This window comes from Roseococcus sp. SDR (assembly GCF_019083995.1).
In the GTDB taxonomy this organism is placed as follows: Bacteria; Pseudomonadota; Alphaproteobacteria; order Acetobacterales; family Acetobacteraceae; genus Roseococcus.
The window spans coordinates 48,323-70,722 of the sequence record NZ_JAHRCU010000011.1 but is presented as its reverse complement, the minus strand read 5'-3'; the positions used below and the strand labels follow the sequence as shown (position 1 = coordinate 70,722).

Below are 22,400 nucleotides of genomic sequence, written 5' to 3'. Positions count from 1 at the left end.
AGCCACGTCTCAATGGCCGCTTTTCTGGGCGGCCTTGCCGTCCTGGTGATCGAATTCCGGCACCAGCCGCGCCAGTTGCGCCAGCGCCATGCGCCCATGCCCGCCGCGCGCGGCTGCCGCGATCTCATCCAGCGCGCGGCCGACCAGCGCGGCATCGGCGGTCCGCGGCGTCGCCACCAGCAGCCCGTCGAATTGCGTGGGGCGCGGCGGCTCCTGCCCGTGGAACATTTCCTCGAAGAGCTTCTCGCCGGGGCGCAGCCCGGTGAAACGGATCTCCACATCCTCCTCCGGGCGCAGGCCGGCCAGGCGGATCATGCGCCGCGCGAGGTCCACGATCTTCACCGGGCTGCCCATGTCGAGCACGAAGATGCCGCCTTCGCGCAGCTCAGGTGGCGCGTCGTCGCGGTCCACGGCGCCCACCACGGCGGCCTGCAGCACCAGGCCCACCGCTTCGCGCACCGTCATGAAGTAGCGGCGCATGTCAGGGTGGGTGACGGTCAACGGCCCGCCGCGCTCCAATTGGCGCCGGAACAGCGGCACGACCGAGCCGGTGGAGCCCAGCACATTGCCGAAGCGGACGGTGATGCAACGCATGCCCTGGCTGCTCGCCCGCGCCTCACGGTCGAGCGCCTGGCAATACATCTCGGCGAGGCGCTTGGAGGCGCCCATCACGCTGGTCGGATTCACCGCCTTGTCGGTCGAGATGAAGACCATCAGCGTGCAGCCCACCGCTCGCGCCGAATCGGCCACGATGCGCGTGCCATGCGCGTTGGTCAGCAGCCCCTCCAGCGGGTCGTTCTCGACCATCGGCACATGCTTCAGCGCCGCGGCGTGGAAGACGAGCTCGGGCTTGATCTCCTCCATCAGGCGGCGCATCCGCGCCTCGTCGCGCACATCGGCCAGCATGGCGCGGCGCGGGACGGCGGGGTGGCGCTCCGACAGCTCCAGGTCGATCTCGTAGAGCACGTATTCGCCGTGATCGAGCAGCGTGAGCATGGAAGGGCCAAGGGCCGCCACCTGCCGCGCCAGCTCGCCGCCGATGGTGCCGCCCGCGCCCGTCACCAGCACGCGCTTGCCCTGCACCAGCCGCGCCATGCCCTCGCGGTCCAGCGGCACCTGTGGCCGGTCCAGCAATTCCTCGATGGAGACGGGGCGCAGGTCGATGCGCGCCGCCTCATCTGCGCTGCGCGCCGCATGGCCGAGCGAGGTGGGCTGTGGGGCGCGGCGGATCGGCACGCCATGCCGGTCGGCGGCGTCCAGCACCACCTCCAGCGCCGTGCCGTTCAGATCGGGTGAGGCGAGTACCAGCAGGGCGGGCAGGCGTTGCTCGGCGCGCAGCCGCTCCAGCACCGCATCCGTCTCCTCCAGCGTTCCCAGGATGGGATGGCCCTGGATGCGCCGGCCCGCCTGGCGGGACCGCCGGGCGAGGATGCCTTGCACGCGATAGGCCGGTTGGCGCTGCTGCGCGAGCGCGCGGATGAAAAGGTCCGCCTGGTCCACCCCGCCCACCACCAGCACGGGCTGCGTCTCGCCCTCCAGCGCCGTGCGGCGGATGGTGCGCAGCCGCCCGATCAGCCGCGGCACGCCGAGCAGCCCGGTCAGCGCCACCGCATGCAGGGCGGGGAAGGCCAGGTTGGGCGAATGCCAGAGCCCCGTGACCCAAAGCGTGCCCGTGAAGAGCAGAGCGGCGGCGGTACAGGCGCCCAGCACGGCCAGCAGGTCCTGCACGCCGGAATAACGCCAATATTGCTGCGGCAGGCCGAGCGCCCAGCCCGGTGGCACCAGCGCCAGCACCGCCAGCGGCAGGGCCGCCACCCACCACCCGGCCGGCGGCACGGAGCCCGGCCCAGCCAGTGCCAGGGCAAGCGGCAGCGCCAGGAGCGCGAGCGCCGCGTCCAGCGAGAGGTTGAGCAAAATCCGCGTGGGGGCCCTGGCCATGGGGCGCTTATAGGCCGTTCCGGCCCCACTCTCAAAGGTCACGGCCCGGCCGACGCCGCTTGCCGCATGAAATTCCTCGCCTATCCTGCCCGCCTCGCAACAGGGGTGCAGCATGGCGCAGGTGGATACGGACCGCTTCCTTCGGGATCTCAACGAGCTTCGGAAGATCGGGGAGTTCAAGACCGGCGTTCACCGCCCGACCTATTCGCCGGAGGACATGGAAAGCCGCCATTGGCTGATGGAGCGCATGCGCGAATGCGGCCTGGAAGCCTCGATCGACGGCATCGGCAATGTCTTCGGCCGCCACAAGGGCCCGGGGCCGCATCTGCTGGTCGGCAGCCATATCGAGAGCCAGAACCAGGCGGGCTGGCTGGACGGCGCGCTGGGCGTCATGGCCGGCGTGGCCCTCGCCCGCGCCGGGCTGCCCGTGGATGTCGTGGCCTTCGCCGATGAGGAGGGCCATTACGGCAGCTTCATCGGCAGCCGCAGCCTCATCGGCCTGCTGGAGGAGAGCGAGATCGACACGCTCACCAATCGCTACCACGGCAAGCCGTTGCGCCAGGCGCTGAAGGAGGCGGGCCTCGAAGGCCTGCCCCGCCCACGCCTCGACCCTGCGCGCTACAAGGGCTTCTTCGAGATGCATATCGAGCAGGGCACGCAGCTCGAATCGCAGAATCTGCGCGCCGGCGTCGTCACCGGCATCGTCGCCATCTGGCAGTTCCGCATCGTCATCGAGGGCATGCAGGACCATGCCGGCGGCACCACCATGGCCGAGCGCCGCGATGCCGGCCTCACCGCTGTGCGCATGCTGGCCCGCATCGACCGTGAATTCCCGATGATCTGCGGTCCGCGCACCGTCTGGACCTGCGGCCGCATCGCGCTCGACCCCGGCGCGCCCTCCATCATCCCCGGACGCGCCGAGGTGCTCTTCCAGTTCCGCGACATCGACACCGAGGTGCTGGAGCGCCTGGAGCGCTGCATGCGCAGCGTGGTGCAGGAGATGAACCGCACCGAGCGCACGGTCAGCACCGTGGAAGTGATGAGCCGCAGCAAGCCCGCGCCCTGCGACCCGGCGATGCAGGCGGCCCTGGCCGACGCGGCCACCAAGCACGCGAACGGCCAATGGCAGCACATGCCGAGCGGTGCGGGCCATGACGCGCAATACATGGCGCGCGTGATGCCGGCCGCGATGCTCTTCACCCCCTCCATCGCCGGCATCAGCCACCACTGGGCGGAGGACACGAAGGAGGAGGATCTGGCGCTCAACATCCGCATCCTGGCGGACGCGGCGGAGGCCTTCCTCCGTGGCTGATGTCGATACCGCCCGCTTCCTCGCCGACCTCCACGAGCTCCGCCAGATCGGCAAGTTCAAGACCGGCGTGCATCGCCCGACCTACACGCCGGAAGACATGCAAAGCCGCCACTGGCTGATGGACCGCCTGCGCGAGGTGGGCCTGACGCCGAGCATGGACGGCATCGGCAATGTCATCGGCCGCCATCCGGGCCCCGGGCCGCATCTCCTCGTCGGCTCCCACCTGGAGACGCAGAACGAGGCCGGCTGGCTCGACGGCGCGCTCGGCGTTCTCGCCGGCCTGGCCCTGGCCCGCGCCGGCCTGCCCGTGGATGTCGTCGCCTTCGCCGATGAGGAAGGCCATTACGGCACCTTCCTCGGCAGCCGCAGCCTGATCGGCGACGTCACCGAAGCCCAGATGGACGCCGCGAAGCACAACATGTCCGGCAAGCCGCTGCGCGAGGCGCTGCGCGAAGCCGGCCTGGAAGGCCTCCCGCGCGAGCGCCTGGACCCGTCCCGCTACAAGGGCTTCTTCGAGCTGCATATCGAGCAGGGCACGCAGCTCGAGAATGCCGGCCTGCGGAGCGGCGTCGTCACCGGCATCGTCGGCATCCGCTACTTCAAGATCACGATCATCGGCCAGCAGGACCACACCGGCGGCACCACCATGGCCGAACGGAAGGACGCCGCCGTCGCCGCCATGCGCGTCCTGAGCCTCATCGACGAACGCTTTCCGATGCATATCTCGGAACGCACCGTCTGGACCTGCGGGCGCATCATGCTGGAGCCCAACGCGCCGCATATCATCCCGGGCAAGGCCGAACTCGTCTTTCAGTTCCGCGACATCTCGGAACAGGTGATGGACCGCCTGGAAGCCCTGCTCCACAGCATCGTCCAGGAAGTGGGCCGGCGCGACCGCTGCACCCTCTCCGTCGAATGCCTGAACCGCTCGCCCCCGGCGCTGGCCCACCCGGCGATGCACGAGGCGCTGCGCCAGGCGGCCACCAAGCACGCCAACGGGCAATGGCAGCCCATGCCGTCCGGCGCCATCCATGACGCGCAGCAGATGGCGAAGATCCTGCCGACCGCGATGCTCTTCACGCCCTCCATCGGCGGCATCAGCCACCATTGGGCGGAGGATACGAAGGAAGAAGACCTGACGCTGGCGCTGCGCATCCTGGCGGATGCGGCGGAGAGCTATCTCAAGCAGTAAAAAAAGGCCTCCGGCGGCTGGGGCCGAAAGGCCCCAGACCCCGATCCTTAGGCCCAGCTCGGCGGGGACGCGCCCAACGGCTCCGCGGGGCGCGACCAAAAAGCGGGCGCCAGCGACATGCGCGCCGAATGCGGCAGATGGTGCACCACGCCAAACGCGCCCTCTTCCGTCACCAACCCAGGCGCATGCGCCACGGCGCCAAAGCCATCCTCGATCCGCCCCAGGCTCCGCAACCACAACCCGGTCCGCGCCAGGGTCACCCGCACGCGCCAAGAGCCGCCCTCGATGGCCCGCCGATGCCACGCCGCCACAACGCCCAAGGCCAACAGATACCCCGAGGCGTGATCCAGCGGCTGGCACGGCATCACCTTCGGCGCCGCCACCCCCGCCGCCTCGGCCTCCGCGACATTGAAGCCCGTGGAGGTCTGCACCAGGCTGTCAAAGCCGCGCTTGTTCGCCCAAGGGCCGCCCCAGCCATAGGCGCACAACTCACCCACCACGATCCCGGGATGCCGCGCCGCCAGCGCCTCGGCCGAAAACCCCTTCGCCGCCAGCGAACCCGCGCGATAGGACTGCACGAAGGCATCCGCCCCCGCCGCCAGCCCATCCAGGCGCGCGACATCATCGGCATCGCGCAAATCGAGCATGGCGCAACGCTTGCCGCGTCCCGTATCCACCACCAGCGTCGGAATGCTCGGCAGATGCGGCCCGGTGATGTGCAGAACCTCCGCCCCATGCGCCGCGAGCCCGCGCGCCGCGACCGGCCCCGCGATCACGCGCGTCAGATCCAGCACGCGGAACCCCTCCAGCGGCCGGCTGGCCACAGGCGGCAGGGGGCGCGGGGCCGCATCGCCGATGCGCTCGATCGCCAGCACCGGCGTCGTCGCCAGATGCTGCGCCTGGGGATGCGCATCCCACTCCGCGAAGCTGCGCATGGCCGAGACGCAAAGCCCCGCCGCCGTCGCCTCCGTCTCGAAGGCGATCGCCTTGCGCTTCTCCAGCGCCGCGGCCACCGCCGCCCGGTCATAGGCGCAGCCCAGCAGCTTCAGGATGCCGTCGCGGTGATGCGGGAAATTCGTGTGCAGCCGCACCACGCCGTCATCCGCCGTTCCATAGGCGCCCGCAATCGCATCCCACGGATCCTTCGGCGGCGTATCGCCGATGCGCAGATACCGCTCTGAGTGGAATTCCGCTGCGGCATCGTCCATGGAGACGGCCACGCGCTGCATCGCGCCGCCCCGCGCCGCATGCATCGAGGCGGCCGCGAGCCCGAGGGCCGCGATGGAGGCCTGCGCCGCCTCGCCGATGCGGAAGGAGGAGGGCAGGGCGGGGTCCGCCCCGGTCAGATCCGCCTGCGCGGCGAGGCCGGGCTCCAGCCCCGCGCCCGCCAGCAGGCCAGAGAGCGTGCTCACTTCGCCGCCAGATGCGCGCGCCAGCCGCCGCGTGCCGTGATCTCGGGCGCGGTGGCGACGCCCTCGCTCTCCGCCTGGAAGCCCAGCACCGTGCTGCCATCCTCCAGCGTCACGCGCCCGAAGCCGAGCGGCGGCGGAATGGCCGCCAGGAACGGCCCGATGGAGGCCGCCGGCAGCGCCCAGATCTCACCCAGGATGGAGGCGCCCCCGCTGGCCGCTCGCACCATGCCCGGCCGGTTGCCGAGGTCATACAGCCGGTAGGTGGGCGCCGTGCGGGCCGCGCGCAGGAAGCGCCCGCCGAAACCCAGCACCTGCCCGTTCAGTGGCAGGCCCGACATATGGGCGCCGATGCAGAACAGCCCGATCTCATCCGCCGCCATCTCGGCCGGCGCCGGCGGCATCGGCCCCAGCCCGGCTGCATGATGCATGGCCGCGCCGATCGCCGCGAGGCGCCCTTCGCTGAAGGCCGGCCCCACCAGCGTCACGCCGGCCGGCACGCCATCCGCGCGGAAGCCGGCCGGAATCGCCAGCGCCGAGAGATCGCAGAGATTCACGAAATTCGTGTAGGTGCCGAGGCGGCTATTCGCCGCGATCGGCTCCGCCGCCAGCGTGGCCAGCGTCGGCACGCCTGGGCAGGTCGGCAGCAGCAGCGCATCGCACGTCGCAAACAGCTTCCGCGCCAGCAGCCGCGCCTCCGCCGCCGCGTGGAAATCATCAAACGCATCCACGGTCAGCCGCCCGAGGCCGCCTTCCAGGATGCTCCGCGTCACCGGATGCAGCGCATCAGGCCGCTGGGTCACCCAGTCCCGCAGCGCGGAAGTCCGCTCCGCGACCCAGGCGCCGTCATAAAGCCGCCGCGCGACGGCGAGGAAGGGCGCGATATCCACGCGCGTGACCTTGGCCCCCATCGCCTCCGCCCGCGCCACCGCGCCAGCGAAGAGCGCCGCATCATCCGGCGTGTCGAAGAGGAGCTGCGCCTGTTCCGGCACGGCCAGCCGAAGCACGGGTGGCGCCGCTTCCATGGTGCGCCAGCTGGACGGTGCCGCACGGCCATAAGGGTCCGCCGCATCCGGCCCGGCCGCGATGGCGAGCACGGCGGCCGCATCCGCCACGTTCTGCGCGAAGATGGACACGCAATCGAGCGAGCGGCAGGCCGGCACCACGCCCCGCGTCGGGATCAGGCCCAGGCTCGGCTTCAGCCCCACGATGTTCTGCGCCGCCGCCGGCACGCGGCCCGAACCGGCCGTGTCCGTGCCATAGCTGAAGGCGGCGATGCCGGCGGCCACCGCCGTCGCCGAACCGCTGGAAGACCCGCCGGGGATGAGGTCGGCCCGCACGGCGTTGCGCGGCGTGCCATAGGGGCTGCGCGTGCCGTTCAGCCCTGTCGCGAACTGATCGAGATTGACCTTGCCCAGCAGCAGCGCGCCGGCCGCCAGCAGCCGCGCCACGGCCGGCGCATCCTCTTCCGGCATGCGCGAGAAATCGGGGCAGGCGGCCGTGGTCGGCAGACCGGCCGCATCGATATTGTCTTTCACCACGAAGGGCACGCCATGCAGCGGCCCAGGCGGCAGAGCCGCGGCGCGCGCCAGCAACTCCTCCTCCGGCACGGTGGCCAGGAACAGCGCCGGGTCGTTGAAGGCCTTGATGCGGGAGAGCGCCTCGCGCGCCACCTCCACCGCCGAGCCGCCCGCGGCGTAGAACCCCGCCAGCGCCTCCAGCGTGAAGGCGGCGGGCGGCCTCATCGCAGCAGCTCGGCCGCGAGGCGCAGCAGCGCCCCATCCGGCCGGCGCAGCGCCTCCAGCACGCGGAAATGATCGGCACCCGGGATGGGCCAGAGCGGCCCCGGCGCCTGCGCCTCGCTGCGCAGGCGGTGGAAATCGCGCGACTGGCGGCACAGCTCGGGCAGTTCCGCCGCGCCATAGGCGATGGCGATGGGCTTCTGCACCACCGGCCGCCGCATCGGCGAAAGCTCCACCAGCTCCTCATCCGTCAGCTTCAGCGCGGCGTTCAGGTAGGTGTCGCGGATCGGCCCCAGCTCGAAGATGCCGGAAATGGCGATCGCCGCCGTCACTGCCGGATGCTCCGCCCCCAGCGCCGTCAGATGCCCGCCGGCACTCCAGCCCGTCAGCACGATCGGCCCCGCCAGCCCATGTTCCGCGCCATGCGCCGCCAGCCAGTCGAGTGCCGCATGGATCTGATAGACGATGCGCGTCAGCGTCACCTCGGGGCAGAGGCTGTAACCGCAGATCGCGACATTCCACCCCATGGCCAGCGCGCCTTCCGCCATGGCCGCGAAATCCTCGCGCCGGTTGCGCTGCCAATAGCCGCCATGGATGAAAGCGAGCGTCGGCGCCTGCGGATTCGTCCCCGCATAGAGGTCCCATTGCTCGCGCTGACTTTCGCCATAGGGCAGATCCAGCGCCTTGGCATGCGCGCCGCGGAAAGCGGCGGAGGCCTGGTTGCGCTCCTCGATCAGGCTCGGCGCATCGGGCACCGCCTCATTGTTGTTGTAGGCGGAATCACGTTCGCGCTGGGTCAGGCTGAACCAGTTCGACTTCGTCACATCAAGGCTCATGCGGCTTCCCACCAATCCAGGATCTCGGCCCCCTGAGCGAACACCGCCCCGGGCCGGCTGGCAATGGCATCGAGCGTGGCTTCCAGCACGCCGATGCGATGCGGCACGCCCGAGATATAGGGGTGCACCGCAAGCCCCATGACCTTGCACCCCTCCGTCTCGGCCTCCGCCAGCAGCCGGTCGAGCTGCGCCAGCGTGCGCGCCTGCAACTCCTCCGCCTGGTGGTGCTGCACCATGATCATCGGGATATCGTTCAGCTCGACGGAATAGGGCATGGACCAGATCGGCCCATGCCGCGTCTGCACCGGCACCGGTACGTCATCCACCACCCAATCCGCGCAATAGCGGATGCCGTGCTCGGCCAGGATATCCGTCGTGTCGAGCGTCTGCGTCAGGCCCGGCCCGAGCCAGCCCACGGGCGGCTTGCCGGTGAAGGCGCGGATGGTCTCGACGGCATCCCGCACCATCTCGCGCTGGTCGAGCACCTGGTGCGTCGGGATCTGCTTGAAGCCATGGCCCATGAACTCCCAGCCCGCATCGCGCGCCGCACCCGCCACGCGCGGATAGGCATTGCAGACATTGCCATTGATCGAGAGTGTCGGCTTGATGCCGCGCGCCTCGCAGGCCTTGAACATGCGCCAGAAGCCCACGCGCATGCCGTATTCATGCCAGGCCCAGTTCGCCACATCCGGGATCACGGGCAGGCCGGTCGGCGCCGGCAGCACCTGGCGCGGCATGGGGCGCTCGATGCCCCATTCCTCGATGTTGATGACGAAATAGACCAGCACCTTGGCGCCGTTCGGGCCTGGCCGCGGCGCGCGATCCTGCGGCGCGGCATAGGCGATGCGATCGGTGGGCTTCAATGATGGCCTCCCAGCATGGCCGCGAAGTGACGGCGCAGCGTGTTGAAATCGGGGTCCGTCGGGTCACGCGGGCGCGGCAGGTTCACCCGCTCATCGGCGACGATGCGCCCGGGGCCCGGCGACATGACCACGATGCGGTCCGCCATCAGGATGGCCTCCTCGATCGCGTGCGTGACGAAGATGACGGTGAGCTTCGTGCGCTGCCAGATCTCCAGCAATTCCTGCTGAAGGTTCTCGCGCGTCATCGCGTCCAGCGCGCCGAAGGGCTCGTCCATCAGCACCACTTCCGCCTCATTCGCCAGCACGCGGGCGATGGCCACACGCTGCTTCATGCCGCCCGAGAGCTGGTGCGGATAGGCCTCGGCGAAGCGGGTGAGCCCCACCATGTCCACGAAGCGCTTCGTCGTCTCGGCCACTTCCTTCGCGGGCCGCCCGCGCGCGGCGGGGCCGAAGCCCACATTCTTCGCGACCGTCAGCCAGGGAAACAGGCCGTAATCCTGAAAGACCATGCCGCGATCCGGCCCCGGCTCGCCGATCGGCTTGCCCCACATGTCGAGCTTGCCTTCGCTCGCCGTCTCGAAGCCGCCGATCATGCGCAAGAGCGTTGACTTGCCGCAGCCGGACGGCCCGATCAGGCAGACGAACTCGCCCTTGCGGATGGAGAGCGTCGCGTCCTGCAACGCCACGATCTCCTGGCCCTGGAAGTCGAAGCGCTTCGTGACATGCGTGATGTCGAGGATGTTGAGGGGTTCAGCCGCCATGTTGCGGGCTCCAGCGCAGCAGGCGCTTGCCGATGAGCTGCACGGCGTAGTCCGAAAGGTAGCCGAGCAGCCCGATGGTGATCATGCCGCTGATGACGATCTCGGTGCGGGAGAGCTGCCGCGCCTCCATGATGATCGCACCCAGCCCCGTCTGCACGCCCGTCATCTCACCCACCACGATCACGACCCAGGCGAAGCCGAGGCCGAGCCGGAGGCCCGTGAAGATGGAGGGCAGCGAGGCCGGCAGCACCACCTTCCAGAACAGCGCGGAATTGGAGGTGCCCAGCATCCGCGCCGCCTCGAAGAGCCGCGGCTCGACGTTGCGCACGCCGAAGATGGTGTTCACCAGGATCGGGTAGAAGGCGCCGAGAAACACCAGGAAGAAGGCCGAGCGCGGCCCGATGCCGAAGACGATCATGGCGAGCGGCAGCCAGGCCGTCACCGGGATGGGTCGCATCAGTTGCAGCGTCGGGTCGAGCAGCGCGCGCACCAGCCAGATGCGCCCGATCATCATCCCGAGCGGCAGCGCGAGTGCCGCGGCCAGCGCGAACCCGCCATAGACGCGGCTGATGCTGGCCAGCGCGTGCTCGGCCAGCGTCCGCGAATAGAGATCGTCCCAGACACCGCCGAAGGCGAGGTCCCAGAGCTGCACACCGACATCCATCGGCGGCGGGATGAGGCTGAAGGGCCGCCCCGCCGTGGAATAATGCCAGAAGGCGAGGAAGAGCAGCGGCGCGCAAAGGGCGAGCAACAGCCCCCGCGCGCCGCCCAGTGCGGATGGGTTCTTCACGCCGTGCGCGCCAGCTCGTCCGAGAAGCGGGTGTTGAAGAAGGTATTGAAGTCCGGAATGGCGCGGATCTGCTGCAGCTCCAGCATGTGCTGGGCATAGGTGCGGCTGCGCTCGACCATGAGCGGCGTCATCCGCCAGTTCAGCTCCACATTCTCGATGCTGATCTCGAGTGCCGGGCGCTGCATGCCCAGGCGCTGCACCGCCATCTCGATCGCCGCCGCCCGATTGGCCGAGGCGAATTCCGAGGCGCGGCGATGCACGCCCAGCATGGTGGCGCAGAGCGCCGCGTTGCGCTGCGTCGTCTCGAAATGGGTCGCGAAGATCATGTTCAGCGTGCCCATCGGGGTGGAGTAGGGGAATTCCACCACCTTGCCGATGCCCGTCACCTGGCTGATGCCCGGGCCGGGCTCGGCGCCCACATAGGCGTCGATGTCGCCGCGGGCCAGCGCCGCATGCATCTCGCTGAAGCTGACGCGCACGCTGGTGATGTCGCGGATGTTCATGCCCTCCATCCGCAGGCGCTCGCGGATGAAGACCTCCTGCGTCGAGCCGGGCCAGATGCCCACGCGCTTGCCGCGCAGGTCGGTCAGCGTGTTGATCGGCCCGTCGCGGCGGGCGACGACGGCCATGCCCTTGTCGCAGCAGGAGCCGATGACGGTGACGGGCTCGCGCGCGGCCGCACCCAGGATGCCGGCGGCGATGCCGAAGGCGCCGAAGTCGACCGAGCGCGTGACGACGGCGTTCTTGCCCTCGGTCGGGCTCTCGAAGGGGATGACCTCGATGGTCATGCCCTCGGGCATGAAGCGGTCATAGAAGAAGGGGGTGATGGAGTGGATCAGGCGCAGCGCGCCCATCCGCACCCGCGTGCCCTGGGCGGCGACGATGCCCGGGGCGGCCAAGGGGGCAGCGAGCGTGCCGGCAGAGGCGGCCAGCAGCGTGCGGCGGTGAAGGCTCATGATCGGGCGCTCCCATCGAATTTCGTGACGGGGGCGTTTTTGGCCGGGGCCGGGGGGCGGGCAAGGCCGATTCCCGCCCGGTCTGCGTCTGGCAAGCATCGGGTTGCCTTCCGCACAGGCAATGCGCCCATGCGGAAGGCAACAGCTCAGCCCTTGATGACCCGGATGGGGGCGCCGGCCTGGAAGGCCTCGATCGCTTCCACCGCGCCCTGGAAATAGGCGCGGTAATTCTCCTCCGTCACATAGCCCAGATGCGGCGTCAGCACCGTGTTGGGCGCCTTGAGCAGCGGGTGGTCGGAGGGCAGTGGCTCGATGTCATAGACATCGATGCCCGCGCGGATGCGGCCGGCATGCAGCGCCTCCAGCAGGGCCGGCTGGTCCACCAGCGGCCCGCGCGAGGTGTTCACCAGCATCGCCCCCGGCTTCATCGCGGCAAGCTCGGCGGCGCCGACGATGCCGCGCGAGCGGTCGGAGAGGATGAGGTGCAGCGTCACCACATCGGCCTGAGCGAACAGCTCCTGCTTTTCCACGCGCGTGGCGCCCACGGCGGCGGCGGCCTCGGCCGTGAGGTTGGTGCTCCAGGCGATCACCTTCATGCCCAGCGCCTGGCCCACCTTGGCGACCTTGGTGCCGAGCTTGCCGAGGCCCACCACGCCCAGCGTGCGCCCCTCGAGGCCGACGCCCAGCGCCGTCTGCCACTTCCCCGCATGCAGCGCGGACACCTGCTCCGGAATGCGGCGCGCGAGCGAGAGGATCAGGCCCCAGGTGAGGTCCACCGTCGGCGCGCCGAAGGAGGGCGTGCCGGAGAAGATGATGCCGCGCTCGGCGCAGGCCTCGGCGTCGATGCCGCGATTGCGCTCGCCCGTCGTGATCAGCAGCTTGAGGTTGGGCAGGCGCTCGATCAGCGCGCGCGGGAAGGGGGTGCGCTCGCGCATCGCGAGGATGGCGTCGAAGGGCATGAGGCGCTCCACCAGCGCTTCCCGGTCCGCGATCGTGTCGCGGAAGACAGTCTTCTCGAGGCCCGGCAGCCGGTCCCAGGGGCCCATGGAGAGGGTCACGTCCTGGTAGTCGTCAAGAATGGCGAGGCGCTTCAGTTCGGGCATGTCGTGCTCCCTGGGGTCAGTCGGTCAGGGCGCGAAGGGCATTGAGAATCACCGCGACGTCAATGGCCTCCTGGATCAGGGCGCCCTGCACGGGCGTCAGGTGGCCGAAGGCCGCCAGCACCATGCCGAGGCTGGAAAGCCCGATCCCGATGGTGACGGATTGCAGCGCGATGGCGCGCGCCCGGCGGGCGGCGCTCAACGTGCCAGCCAGGCGCGACAGCCCATCCACCAGAAGCACTGCATCCGCCGCCTCGGCCGCCGCCGCGCCCTTGGTGGCGACGGCCACGCCGACATCGGCGGCCGCCAGCGCCGGCGCGTCGTTCAGCCCATCGCCCAGCATCAGCACGGGGCCCTCCGCGCGGGCAGCCGCGATCAGCGCCACCTTGTCCGCCGGGCTTTGCCGCGCATGGGCTGCATCGGCGCCGATGGCGGCCCCGGCCGCGCGCACCGGGGTATTGGCGTCGCCCGATGCGAGGATGATGCGGCGGATGCCCGCGGCGCGCAGCGTGCCGATGGTTTCGACCGCATCCGCGCGCAACTGGTCGGCGAAGATGAGGGTTGCCGCCTGCGCGCCATCCACCGCGACCGCGCAACGCATGGCGCCTTCGGGAATCGCGCCCACCGGCAAGGCCGGCGCGCCCGTCATCTCCGCCACCCAGTTCGGCCCGCCCACCGCCACGCGCCGGCCTTCGACGAACCCGGTCAGGCCCTCGCCCGGCACTTCATGCACTTCCTCCGGCGCGCTGAGCATGAGCCCGCGCGCCCGTGCGGCGGCGACCAGCGCGCGCGCGATGGGATGTTCCGAGGCCTGGTCGAGCGAGGCGGCGAGGCGCAGCGCCTCGTCATGGCCCGTCATGCTCACCAGCGCGGGCGCACCCGCCGTGATGGTCCCGGTCTTGTCGATGACCAGCACGCGAATCCGCGCCATCGCCTCCAGCACCGCCGCCGACTTCACCAGCACGCCGAGCTTGGCCGTGCGTGACAGCCCGGCCAGCAGCGCGACCGGCACGGCGAGGATGAGCGGGCAGGGGGTGGCGATGACCAGCACCGCCAGCGCGCGTTGCGCTTCGCCCGTCAACGCCCAGGCGCCGCCCGCCATGGCAAACGTCAGCAGGAGGAATCCGACCGACCACTGATCCGCGAGGCGCGCCATCGGCGCCCGGCTGTCGGCCGCCGCCCGCACCATGCGCACGATGCCGGCATAGGTGCTGGCCGCCGCATCGGTGGTGGCGCGCAGGTCGAAGGCGTCGCCCGCATTGGCGCAGCCCGAGAGCATCGCCTCGCCCTCCGTCACGCGCACCGGCATGGGCTCGCCCGTCAGCGCCGCCGTGTCGAGCATGGCCAGCGGCGAGGCCAGCACGCCATCCACCGGCAGCACCGCGCCGCGGCGGATCAGCAGCACATCGCCGACCGCGATCTGCTCGATGGGGATTTCGGTCAGCGCCCCGTCATCATGGCGCAGCGCTGTGCGGGGCTGGCGGGCCAGCAGTGCCGTCATCTCGGCGCCGGCGCGCCTGTGGGCGTAATCCTCCAGATACTGCCCGCCCGCATACATCAGCGCCACGATGCAGGCGGCCAGCGGCTCGCCCATCGCAAGGCCCGCGGCCATGGCGAGGGCCGCGATCAGGTCGAGCCCGAAGGCGCCCTGCCGCAGGCTGCGGATCATCTCCGCAACCAGCAGCACCAGCACGGGCAGCGTGCCCATGGCGAAAGCGATCTCGGCCCGGCCGCCCGCGGCCCAGAGCCAGCCGCCCGCGATCAGCCCCAGCAGCGGACAGGCGACGAGCAGGCGCCGGTCCGCGAGCGGGTTCACGCGCGCACCGCTTCCCCCGCCGCCCGCAGCGCGGCCGGCAGCGGCACCGTCTCGGATTGCGCGGCGCGCTTCACATAGACATGGGTGAAGTGGCCTTCCGCCGCCGCCACATCCTCCTCATTGCGGAACAGCGCCAGCGCATAGGTGATGGAGGAGGAACCCAGCCGGCTCACGCGCAGCCCGCCCGTGATCTCATCCGGGAAGGCGAGCGGCGCGTGGTAGCGGCACCCCGTCTCGACGACGAGGCCGACATGCTCGCTGCTCTTCAGATCCAGTACGCCATGTGCCAGCAGGAAGCGCGCCACCAGCGTGTCGAAGAAGCTGTAGTGCTGGACGTTGTTCATGTGCCCGTAGATGTCATTGTCCATCCAGCGGGTCGGCATGGCCAGGAACCAGCGGTAATCGGCGCGTTTGCCGGGGGGCGCCCTCACGAGAGAGCCTCCGTCACCACCGCCTCATCCACGCAGAGGCCGAAATCCGGGATATGCGGCAGGGCGCCGGCGCGGATCATCGCCTCGCCCAGGGCCTGGAAGGCGGCGCGCGGCATATGCGGCCCATCGGTCCAGAGGCCCGCCGCCTGATAGCGGGCCACGGCGCGCTCGCGAGTCGCAAGCGGCAGGTCGGGGAAGCGCGCCTCCAGCAGCGTGGCGATCTCGGCGGGCGTGGCGCTTTCCATCCAGCGCAGCGTCTCGGCCAGGGCGCGGACCATGGCGCGCATCGCCTCCCGCCGCGCGGCGAGCGTGGCCGTGGTGCTGTAGAGCGAGCTATAGGCCATGGGCCCGGTGCTCGCCTGGCTGAACCAGACCGCGCCGCCCGCCTCCTCCACCTGGGAGGCGAAGGGCTCGAAGACCTGGATCGCGTCGAGCTTGCCTTCCAGCAGCGATGCCACGTTCTGCGCCATGCTGCCGCCCGCGCGGTCCTTCACCGGCCGGCCACCGGCGCGGGCCACCGCATCGGCCAGACACCAGACGGGCGTGGGCACCTCGGTCACCAGCCCCAGCCGGAAGCCGTTGAGTTCCGCCAGATGCATCCCCTCCCGCGCGGAGCGGCCGACGATCAGGAAGGGATCGCGCATGATGACCGCGCAGAAGGCGGTGAGCGGCGAGGCGGGGTCCGCCGCGCGGTGCTGCATCACGCGCATCGGCCCGCTCCAGGCGAGATCGGCGCGGCCGGCCAGCACGGCCTCGGCGGCGAGGGTGGGGGTGCCGGCGGTCTCCATCCGGAGGTCCAGCCCGTTCCGGGTGAAGGCGCCGCGCGCCTCGGCCAGGTAGTAGGGGGCGTAGAACAGGGCGCGGAAGGGCTCGGCGAGGATCAGGGTCTCGGGCATGCCAGCCAGCATGCGGCGGATTCGGCACGGATTCCACTCCCAGACCCGCAGTTGGGGCTTCGCTGCCGGCGCGCGGGCGGCTATCACACCCCTTCACCTGTTTGCCCGGGAAGCCCTTGGACCCCATGACCGCCGAAGCCAGGCCCACCTCCGGCCTGCCGACCGAGACATTCCGGCTGCGCGGCAGCAATTACAGCCTGCTGACGCTGCGACTGCTGACGGGTGACGTCCAGGCGGTGCTGCCAGCGCTGGGTGACCAGTTCCGCAAGGCGCCCGGCTTCCTGCGCTATGCCCCCATCGCCATCAGCCTCGATGATCTGGGCGGCGAGCAGGTGGATTTCCCCGCCCTCGTCGCCGGGTTGCGCGCGCTGGAGATCCTGCCGATCGGTGTGGTGGGCGGCCCCCAGCTGCTGCGCGCCGCCGCCGCCGGCGCCGGCCTGCCCACGCTGCGCCCCGCCGGCCAGCGCGAGACGGAGGTGGAGGCGCCCGCGCCCGTGGCCGCCCCCGCCGTCGCCATCCCGCCGCCGCCCGAGCCCGCGCGCCCGGCGCCCGCCGCGCGCACCATGGTGGTGAACCAGGCCGTCCGCGCCGGCCAGCGCGTCTATGCCGAGGGCAGTGACCTGATCGTCGTCGGCCCCGTGAATGCGGGCGCCGAGGTGATCGCCGACGGCAACATCCACATCTACGGCGCCTTGCGCGGCCGCGCCGTGGCAGGGGCGAGCGAGGACGGCACGGCCCGCATCTTCGCGCAGAATTTTGACCCGGAGCTGGTGGCCATCTCCGGTCTCTATGCGGTGCGCGACGGGGTGCCCCCCGCCGTCATCGGCCGCGGCGTGCAGGTGCGCCTCGACGGCGAGCAATTGCGGTTCGACCCCTTTGGCTGAACCCAGGATCCATTCACGAGGGAAGACAACATGGCGCAGGTGATCGTCGTCACATCGGGCAAGGGGGGCGTGGGCAAGACCACCAGCTCCGCCGCCTTCGCCACCGGCCTCGCGCAGCGGGGCAAGAAGACCGTCGTCATCGATTTCGACGTGGGCCTACGCAACCTCGACCTCATCATGGGCGTCGAGCGGCGCGTGGTCTTCGACATCGTGAATGTGGTGCAGGGCGAGGCGAAGCTCTCCCAGGCGCTGATCAAGGACAAGCGCGTCGAGGGCCTCTCGATCCTTCCGGCTTCGCAGACGCGCGACAAGGACGCGCTGACGAAGGAAGGCGTGCAGGCTATCATCGAGGAGCTGAGCAAGGATTTCGACTACATCCTCTGCGACAGCCCGGCCGGCATCGAGAAGGGCGCGCTGCTGGCGCTCTACTTCGCGGACCAGGCCATCGTCGTCACCAACCCCGAGGTCAGCTCGGTGCGCGACAGCGACCGCATCCTGGGCGTGCTGCAATCGCGCACCAAGCGCTCCGAGGAGGGCAAGGACCCGGTGAAGCAGCACCTGCTGCTCACGCGCTACGACCCCGCCCGCGTCGAGCGCGGCGAGATGCTGAAGCTGGACGATGTGCTGGAGATCCTGGCCATCCCGCTGCTGGGCGTGATCCCGGAGAGCGAGAGCGTGCTCAAGGCGTCCAACGCCGGCAATCCGGTCATCATGGATGCCGAGAGCCAGGCCGGCCAGGCCTATGCCGATGCGGTGGCGCGCTTCCTGGGCGAGGAGAAGCCGCACCGCTTCCTCGAACCCGAGAAGAAGAAGGGCTTCTTCGGCAAGCTCTTCGGCGGGAGGGCGGCATGAGCTGGCTGAACTTCTTCCGCAAGGAGCGCGAGACCAAGGGCACCGCCGCCGCCGCGAAGGACCGGCTGCAGGTCATCATCAGCCATGAGCGCGTCAGCCGCGGCCAGGCCGATTTCCTGCCCAAGCTGCAGCAGGAGCTGGTGGCCGTGGTCGCGCGCTATGTCGCGATCGACCCCGCCAAGGTGCAGGTGAACCTGGAGCGCGGCGGGGATTTCTCGACGCTCGCCATCGATATCGAGCTGCCGGGTCCGGCCGCCGTCACGGGTGGCCGCGCGGCGTGACCGCCGAGCTGAAGGCCGCGACGGATTTCGCCGCGGCGCATGAGACCCCCTGGCCGCGCGACATCCTGGCGCATCTCGAAGGCGGCTATTTCGAGGGCCCGCCCGACAATGCCGTGATCGGCCCCACCGCCCCGCGCGGCGGGCCGAATGGCGTGATCTACCAGCACGGCAAGCGCGTGGCCGAATGGGGCGACCCCGCCCGCGCCGACATGACCTTCAGCGTGGCCAAGAGCTACCTCGCCATGCTGGCCGGCCTCGCCGTGCAGGATGGGCTGCTGCCCGATCTCGACGCCCGCGTCAGTGACCGCGTGCCGCATCAGGCCTTCGCCACCGCACAGAATGCCCCCATCACCTGGCGGCATCTGCTGACCAACACCTCCGAGTTCGAGGGCACGCTCTTCGGCAAAAGCGACCTGATCGATCGCGGCCGGAACCTGGGCGTGGAAGGCCAGGGCAAGAAGCGCAGCCCGCGCCCCATGCAGCCGCCCGGCAGCTATTGGGAATACAACGACGTCCGCGTGAACGCGCTGGCGCTCGCTTTGCTGCACCTGTTCCGCCGGCCGCTGCCCGAGGTCTGGGCGGAGCGGATCATGGCGCCAATCGGTGCCTCCACCGACTGGCAATGGCGCGGCTATTCCACCTCCCAGGTCGAGATCGACGGCCGGATGATCGAGAGCGTCTCCGGCGGTGGCCATTGGGGCGGTGGCATCATCATCAGCGCGGAAGACCAGGCGAAGATCGGCCTGCTGGTCGCGGCCGATGGCGAATGGAACGGCAAGCGCATCCTGTCCAAGGAATGGCTGGATCTCTGCCGCACGCCCTGCGCGCTCAACCCGCATTACGGCTTCCTCTTCTGGCTCAACACCGGCCGCACGAAATGGCCGGCGGCGAGCGAGGGGGCGGTGTGTTTCTCGGGCGCTGGCGGCAACACCACTTGGATGGAGCCGGCCGAGGGGATCGTCGCCGTCTCGCGCTGGCTCGATCCGGCGCATCTGAACGCCTTCATGGGGATGGTGCGGGAAGCGCTCGCCAAATAGCGCTTGCGCGGGACGCTGGCGGGTGAAGACACTGCACCGGCATGAGCCTCGCCCGCATCGCCACCTTCGCCTTCGCCGGCATCAACGCCGTCCCGGTGGAGGTGCAGGTGCAATTGGCGCCGGGCCTGCCGGCCTTTCTGCTGGTGGGCCTGGCCGACAAGGCCGTGGGCGAATCGCGCGAGCGGGTGCGCGCCGCACTCACCGGCCTCGGCCTGGCACTCCCGCCCAAGCGGGTTCTGGTGAACCTCGCCCCCGCCGACCTCGCCAAGGAAGGCAGCCATTACGACCTGCCCATCGCCCTCGCCCTGCTCGCCGCCATGGAGGTGCTGCCGCGCGAGGAACTGGCAGGCTTCGCCGCCCTCGGTGAACTCTCGCTGGACGGCGCGATTCTGCCCGTGGCGGGCGTGTTGCCCGCGGCGCTGGGCGCCTCGCAACGCGGCCTCGGCCTGATCTGCCCTGCGGCACAGGGCGGGGAGGCCGCCTGGGCCGGGCGCGGCGAGGTGCTGGCCCCGCCCGACCTGCCCGCCATCCTCAACCATTTCCGCGGCGTGCAGGTCATGTCCCCGCCCGAGCCGCCGCGCCTGGAGCGCGAAGCCTGGCGCGGCCCCTGCCTCTCCGAGGTGAAGGGCCAGGAAAGCGCGAAGCGCGCGCTGGAGATCGCCGCCGCCGGCGGCCACAACCTGCTGATGATCGGCCCGCCCGGGGCTGGGAAATCCATGCTCGCCGCCCGCCTGCCGGGCCTGCTGCCGGACCTGACACCTGGCGAGGCGCTGGAACTCTCCATGGTGCATTCCGTCGCCGGCCTGCTACGCGACGGCAGGCTGCTGACGCGCCCGCCCTTCCGCGAGCCGCATCATTCGGCGAGCCAGGCGGCGCTGATCGGCGGCGGCGCGCGCGCCAAGCCCGGCGAGATCAGCCTCGCGCATCACGGCGTGCTCTTTCTCGACGAGTGGCCGGAATTCCCGCGCCCCGCGCTGGAGGCGCTGCGCCAGCCCATGGAGACGGGCCGCGCCGTCATCGCCCGCGCCAACGCGCATGTGGAGTATCCCGCGCGCTTCCAGTGCATCGCCGCGATGAACCCCTGCCGCTGCGGCCATCTGGGCGAGGCGGGGCGCGAATGCTCCCGCGCGCCGCGCTGCGGCGAGGAATACGCCGAACGCCTGAGCGGCCCGCTGCTCGACCGCATGGACATCACCCTCCAGGTCCAGGCCGTGCCGCCGGCCGAACTCTCCCGCGCGCCGGCCGGCGAGACGACCGAACGCATCGCCGCCCGCGTGCAGGCGGCGCGCGATGTGCAGCGCGCGCGCTGGGGCGAGGATGGCCCGCGCCACAACGCCGCGGCCGACGGCGCGCTGCTGGAGGAACGCGGCGCGCTTCTGCCCGAGGCCCGGCAATTGCTGGAGCAGGCGGCCGAGCGTCTGGGGCTTTCCGCACGCGGCTTCATCCGCTCCATCCGCCTCGCGCGCACCATCGCCGACCTCGCCGGCAGCGCCGCGATCCAGCGCGCCCATGTGGCCGAGGCCCTGGCCTATCGGGGGCGCCGCCGCGCCATCTGACAAGCCGGCTTGACACCCCCGCGTGACGCGCCCGCCCAAATGGGGCTACACCCGCGGGCGTGATTCGCGCGCCCCTCCTTGCCCTGCTCCTGCTCATGGCCGCACCGGCGGCCGCGCAGCCCGTGGTGGCGCAGAACCACATGGTCGTCGCCTCGCACCCACTCGCGGCCGAAGCCGGCCAGGCCATGCTGCGCGCGGGCGGCTCCGCCGTGGATGCCGCCATCGCCGTGCAGGCGGTGCTGACACTGGTGGAGCCGCAATCCTCCGGCATCGGTGGCGGCGCCTTCCTGCTGCATTGGGACCCCGCCGCGCGCGAGCTTGTCGCCTGGGACGGGCGGGAGACGGCACCGGCGGCCGCGCGTGGCGATCTCTTCCTGCGCGACGGCCGCCCGATGGATTTCTTCGATGCGGCGATCGGCGGCCGCGCCGTCGGCGTGCCCGGCGTGGTCCGCATGCTGGAGGAGGCCCATCGCGCCCATGGCCGGCTGGCCTGGGCCGATCTCTTCGCGCCCGCCATTCGCCTCGCCGAGGAGGGCTTCGACGTCTCGCCCCGCCTTGCGCAGCTGCTCAGCGCCTTCGGCGGCTCTTTGCGGCGTGACCCCGGCGCGCGCGCGATCTACTTCACCGCCGAAGGCGCGCCGCTCGCCGAGGGGGCGCGGCTGCGCAACCCGGCGCTCGCCGCGACGTTGCGTGCCATCGCGGAGGAAGGCGCGGTCGCGCTGCATCGCGGCCCCATCGCGCAGGATATCGTCCGGGCCGTGCGCGGCCATGCCAATCCGGGGCTGATGACGGCGGATGACCTTGCGGGCTATGCGCCGCTCCGTCGCGCCGCCCTCTGCCTGCCCTATCGCGCCTTCACCCTCTGCGGCCCGCCGCCCCCCTCGGGCGCGGCCGTGGTGCTGCAGATCCTGGGCCTGCTCGGCCATTTCGAGATGCCGGCGCTGGAGCCCGGCGGCCTCGACGCCGCCATGCTGCTGGGCGAGGCGGGGCGGCTCTCCTTCGCCGACCGCAACCGCTTCATGGCCGATCCTGGCTTCGTGCCCGTCCCAGTGAGCGGCCTGCTGGATGGCGCCTATCTGACCGGCCGGGCGCAGCTTCTCTCGCCCGATCGCGCCATCGCCGCGCCGCAACCCGGCAATCCGCGCCGCTTCGGCCCGGCGCTCGCCAGCCAGCCGCCACAGCCCGAGGGCGGCACCGCCCATATGTCCATCCTGGATGCCGAGGGCCGCGCCGTCTCGATGACCACCACGGTGGAAAGCGCCTTCGGCTCCCACGTGGTGGTGCGCGGTTTTTTCCTGAACAATCAGCTCACGGATTTCTCCTTCCAGCCGGAGCTGGACGGCAGGCCGGTGGCCAACCGTGTCGAGGGGGGCAAGCGGCCGCGCTCCTCCATGTCGCCCATGCTCGTCTTCCAGCAGGGGCAGCTCGAGGCCGTGGCCGGCTCCCCGGGGGGCGCGCGCATCATCGGCTATGTCGCCCAGGCGCTGGTCGCGATGCTCGACTGGAACCTCGACCCCCAGGCCGCCGCGGCGCTGCCCCATGTCGGCGCGCTCAATGCGATGACCGAGGTGGAGCGCGGCACCGCCGCCGCCGGGCTGGCACCTGGGCTCATCGCGCGCGGCGCACCGGCCGAGGCGCGGGAGATGAATTCCGGCCTGAACCTCATCCGCATCCAACGCCAGGGCGAGGCGCGGCGCCTGCTGGGCGGCACCGATCCGCGCCGCGAGGGGATGGTCGCCGGTGACTGA

Annotated in this window: 20 protein-coding genes; 8 read left to right on the top strand and 12 right to left on the bottom strand. The window is 70.9% G+C overall.

Translation table 11 applies throughout. The features are described from left to right. Positions 1 to 9 precede the first annotated feature (9 nt). Complete coding sequence (locus KTR66_RS13835; protein WP_213613335.1) at positions 10 to 1,938, bottom strand: nucleoside-diphosphate sugar epimerase/dehydratase; 1,929 nt, start codon at positions 1,936 to 1,938, stop codon at positions 10 to 12. Between the two features lie 112 nt (positions 1,939 to 2,050). Here KTR66_RS13835 and KTR66_RS13830 point away from each other — a divergent pair, with 112 nt between their 5' ends. Together KTR66_RS13830 and KTR66_RS13825 are read left to right on the top strand one after the other, a co-directional pair. Then, positions 2,051 to 3,250, top strand: a complete 1,200-nt coding sequence (locus KTR66_RS13830) for a Zn-dependent hydrolase (RefSeq protein ID WP_213613333.1) — start codon at positions 2,051 to 2,053, stop codon at positions 3,248 to 3,250. Then, positions 3,243 to 4,442, top strand: a complete 1,200-nt coding sequence (locus tag KTR66_RS13825) for a Zn-dependent hydrolase (RefSeq protein ID WP_213613332.1) — start codon at positions 3,243 to 3,245, stop codon at positions 4,440 to 4,442. Before KTR66_RS13830 ends, KTR66_RS13825 begins: the two co-directional genes overlap by 8 nt. Positions 4,443 to 4,489: 47 nt before the next feature. Here the strand turns inward: KTR66_RS13825 and KTR66_RS13820 are convergent, their stop codons facing one another. The 11 genes from KTR66_RS13820 to KTR66_RS13770 form a co-directional block, all read right to left on the bottom strand. Continuing rightward, on the bottom strand, positions 4,490 to 5,854 hold the full coding sequence (locus KTR66_RS13820) for a CoA transferase (RefSeq protein WP_213613323.1): 1,365 nt from the start codon (positions 5,852 to 5,854) through the stop codon (positions 4,490 to 4,492). Then, positions 5,851 to 7,596 carry an allophanate hydrolase gene (gene atzF / locus KTR66_RS13815; protein WP_213613321.1) on the bottom strand — a complete coding sequence of 582 codons (1,746 nt, stop codon included), beginning with the start codon at positions 7,594 to 7,596 and terminating at the stop codon, positions 5,851 to 5,853. Before atzF ends, KTR66_RS13820 begins: the two co-directional genes overlap by 4 nt. Continuing rightward, the gene (locus KTR66_RS13810) at positions 7,593 to 8,429 is read right to left on the bottom strand and encodes an alpha/beta hydrolase (RefSeq protein ID WP_213613319.1); all 837 of its coding nucleotides are present in this window, start codon (positions 8,427 to 8,429) and stop codon (positions 7,593 to 7,595) included. Before KTR66_RS13810 ends, atzF begins: the two co-directional genes overlap by 4 nt. Beyond that, positions 8,426 to 9,292, bottom strand: coding sequence for a polysaccharide deacetylase family protein (locus tag KTR66_RS13805; RefSeq protein ID WP_213613317.1), 867 nt, complete (start codon positions 9,290 to 9,292; stop codon positions 8,426 to 8,428). The genes KTR66_RS13810 and KTR66_RS13805 overlap by 4 nt, the downstream gene beginning before the upstream one ends. Next, entirely contained in the window at positions 9,289 to 10,053 is a 765-nt protein-coding gene (locus tag KTR66_RS13800; protein WP_213613315.1) for an ABC transporter ATP-binding protein, read from the bottom strand. The genes KTR66_RS13805 and KTR66_RS13800 overlap by 4 nt, the downstream gene beginning before the upstream one ends. After that, positions 10,043 to 10,843: an ABC transporter permease gene (locus KTR66_RS13795; RefSeq protein ID WP_213613313.1), complete on the bottom strand. Its 801-nt coding sequence runs from the start codon at positions 10,841 to 10,843 to the stop codon at positions 10,043 to 10,045. The genes KTR66_RS13800 and KTR66_RS13795 overlap by 11 nt, the downstream gene beginning before the upstream one ends. Beyond that, positions 10,840 to 11,799 (bottom strand): ABC transporter substrate-binding protein, encoded by a 960-nt coding sequence (locus tag KTR66_RS13790; protein ID WP_213613311.1) that lies wholly within the window; start codon positions 11,797 to 11,799, stop codon positions 10,840 to 10,842. The genes KTR66_RS13795 and KTR66_RS13790 overlap by 4 nt, the downstream gene beginning before the upstream one ends. Positions 11,800 to 11,945: 146 nt before the next feature. Continuing rightward, positions 11,946 to 12,902, bottom strand: coding sequence for a D-2-hydroxyacid dehydrogenase family protein (locus KTR66_RS13785; protein WP_213613310.1), 957 nt, complete (start codon positions 12,900 to 12,902; stop codon positions 11,946 to 11,948). A 16-nt stretch (positions 12,903 to 12,918) separates the two neighbouring features. Next, positions 12,919 to 14,715, bottom strand: coding sequence for a heavy metal translocating P-type ATPase (locus KTR66_RS13780; RefSeq protein ID WP_213613309.1), 1,797 nt, complete (start codon positions 14,713 to 14,715; stop codon positions 12,919 to 12,921). Then, entirely contained in the window at positions 14,712 to 15,146 is a 435-nt protein-coding gene (locus KTR66_RS13775) for an acyl-CoA thioesterase (protein WP_371819125.1), read from the bottom strand. Before KTR66_RS13775 ends, KTR66_RS13780 begins: the two co-directional genes overlap by 4 nt. Beyond that, on the bottom strand, positions 15,143 to 16,042 hold the full coding sequence (locus KTR66_RS13770; RefSeq protein WP_213613308.1) for an ABC transporter substrate-binding protein: 900 nt from the start codon (positions 16,040 to 16,042) through the stop codon (positions 15,143 to 15,145). The genes KTR66_RS13775 and KTR66_RS13770 overlap by 4 nt, the downstream gene beginning before the upstream one ends. Positions 16,043 to 16,167: 125 nt before the next feature. Between KTR66_RS13770 and minC the strand changes: the two genes are divergently transcribed. The 6 genes from minC to ggt are packed head-to-tail and all read left to right on the top strand — an operon-like array spanning position 16,168 to position 22,400. Beyond that, complete coding sequence (minC, locus tag KTR66_RS13765) at positions 16,168 to 16,926, top strand: septum site-determining protein MinC (RefSeq protein ID WP_213613305.1); 759 nt, start codon at positions 16,168 to 16,170, stop codon at positions 16,924 to 16,926. 30 nt (positions 16,927 to 16,956) lie between these two features. Beyond that, positions 16,957 to 17,778, top strand: coding sequence for a septum site-determining protein MinD (gene minD, locus KTR66_RS13760; protein WP_213613303.1), 822 nt, complete (start codon positions 16,957 to 16,959; stop codon positions 17,776 to 17,778). Beyond that, entirely contained in the window at positions 17,775 to 18,059 is a 285-nt protein-coding gene (gene minE, locus KTR66_RS13755; RefSeq protein WP_213613301.1) for a cell division topological specificity factor MinE, read from the top strand. Before minD ends, minE begins: the two co-directional genes overlap by 4 nt. After that, positions 18,056 to 19,096 (top strand): serine hydrolase, encoded by a 1,041-nt coding sequence (locus tag KTR66_RS13750; protein ID WP_213613299.1) that lies wholly within the window; start codon positions 18,056 to 18,058, stop codon positions 19,094 to 19,096. The genes minE and KTR66_RS13750 overlap by 4 nt, the downstream gene beginning before the upstream one ends. Before the next feature lie 41 nt (positions 19,097 to 19,137). Then, positions 19,138 to 20,652: a YifB family Mg chelatase-like AAA ATPase gene (locus KTR66_RS13745; RefSeq protein WP_213613297.1), complete on the top strand. Its 1,515-nt coding sequence runs from the start codon at positions 19,138 to 19,140 to the stop codon at positions 20,650 to 20,652. 59 nt (positions 20,653 to 20,711) lie between these two features. Then, positions 20,712 to 22,400: a gamma-glutamyltransferase gene (gene ggt, locus KTR66_RS13740; RefSeq protein WP_371819124.1), complete on the top strand. Its 1,689-nt coding sequence runs from the start codon at positions 20,712 to 20,714 to the stop codon at positions 22,398 to 22,400.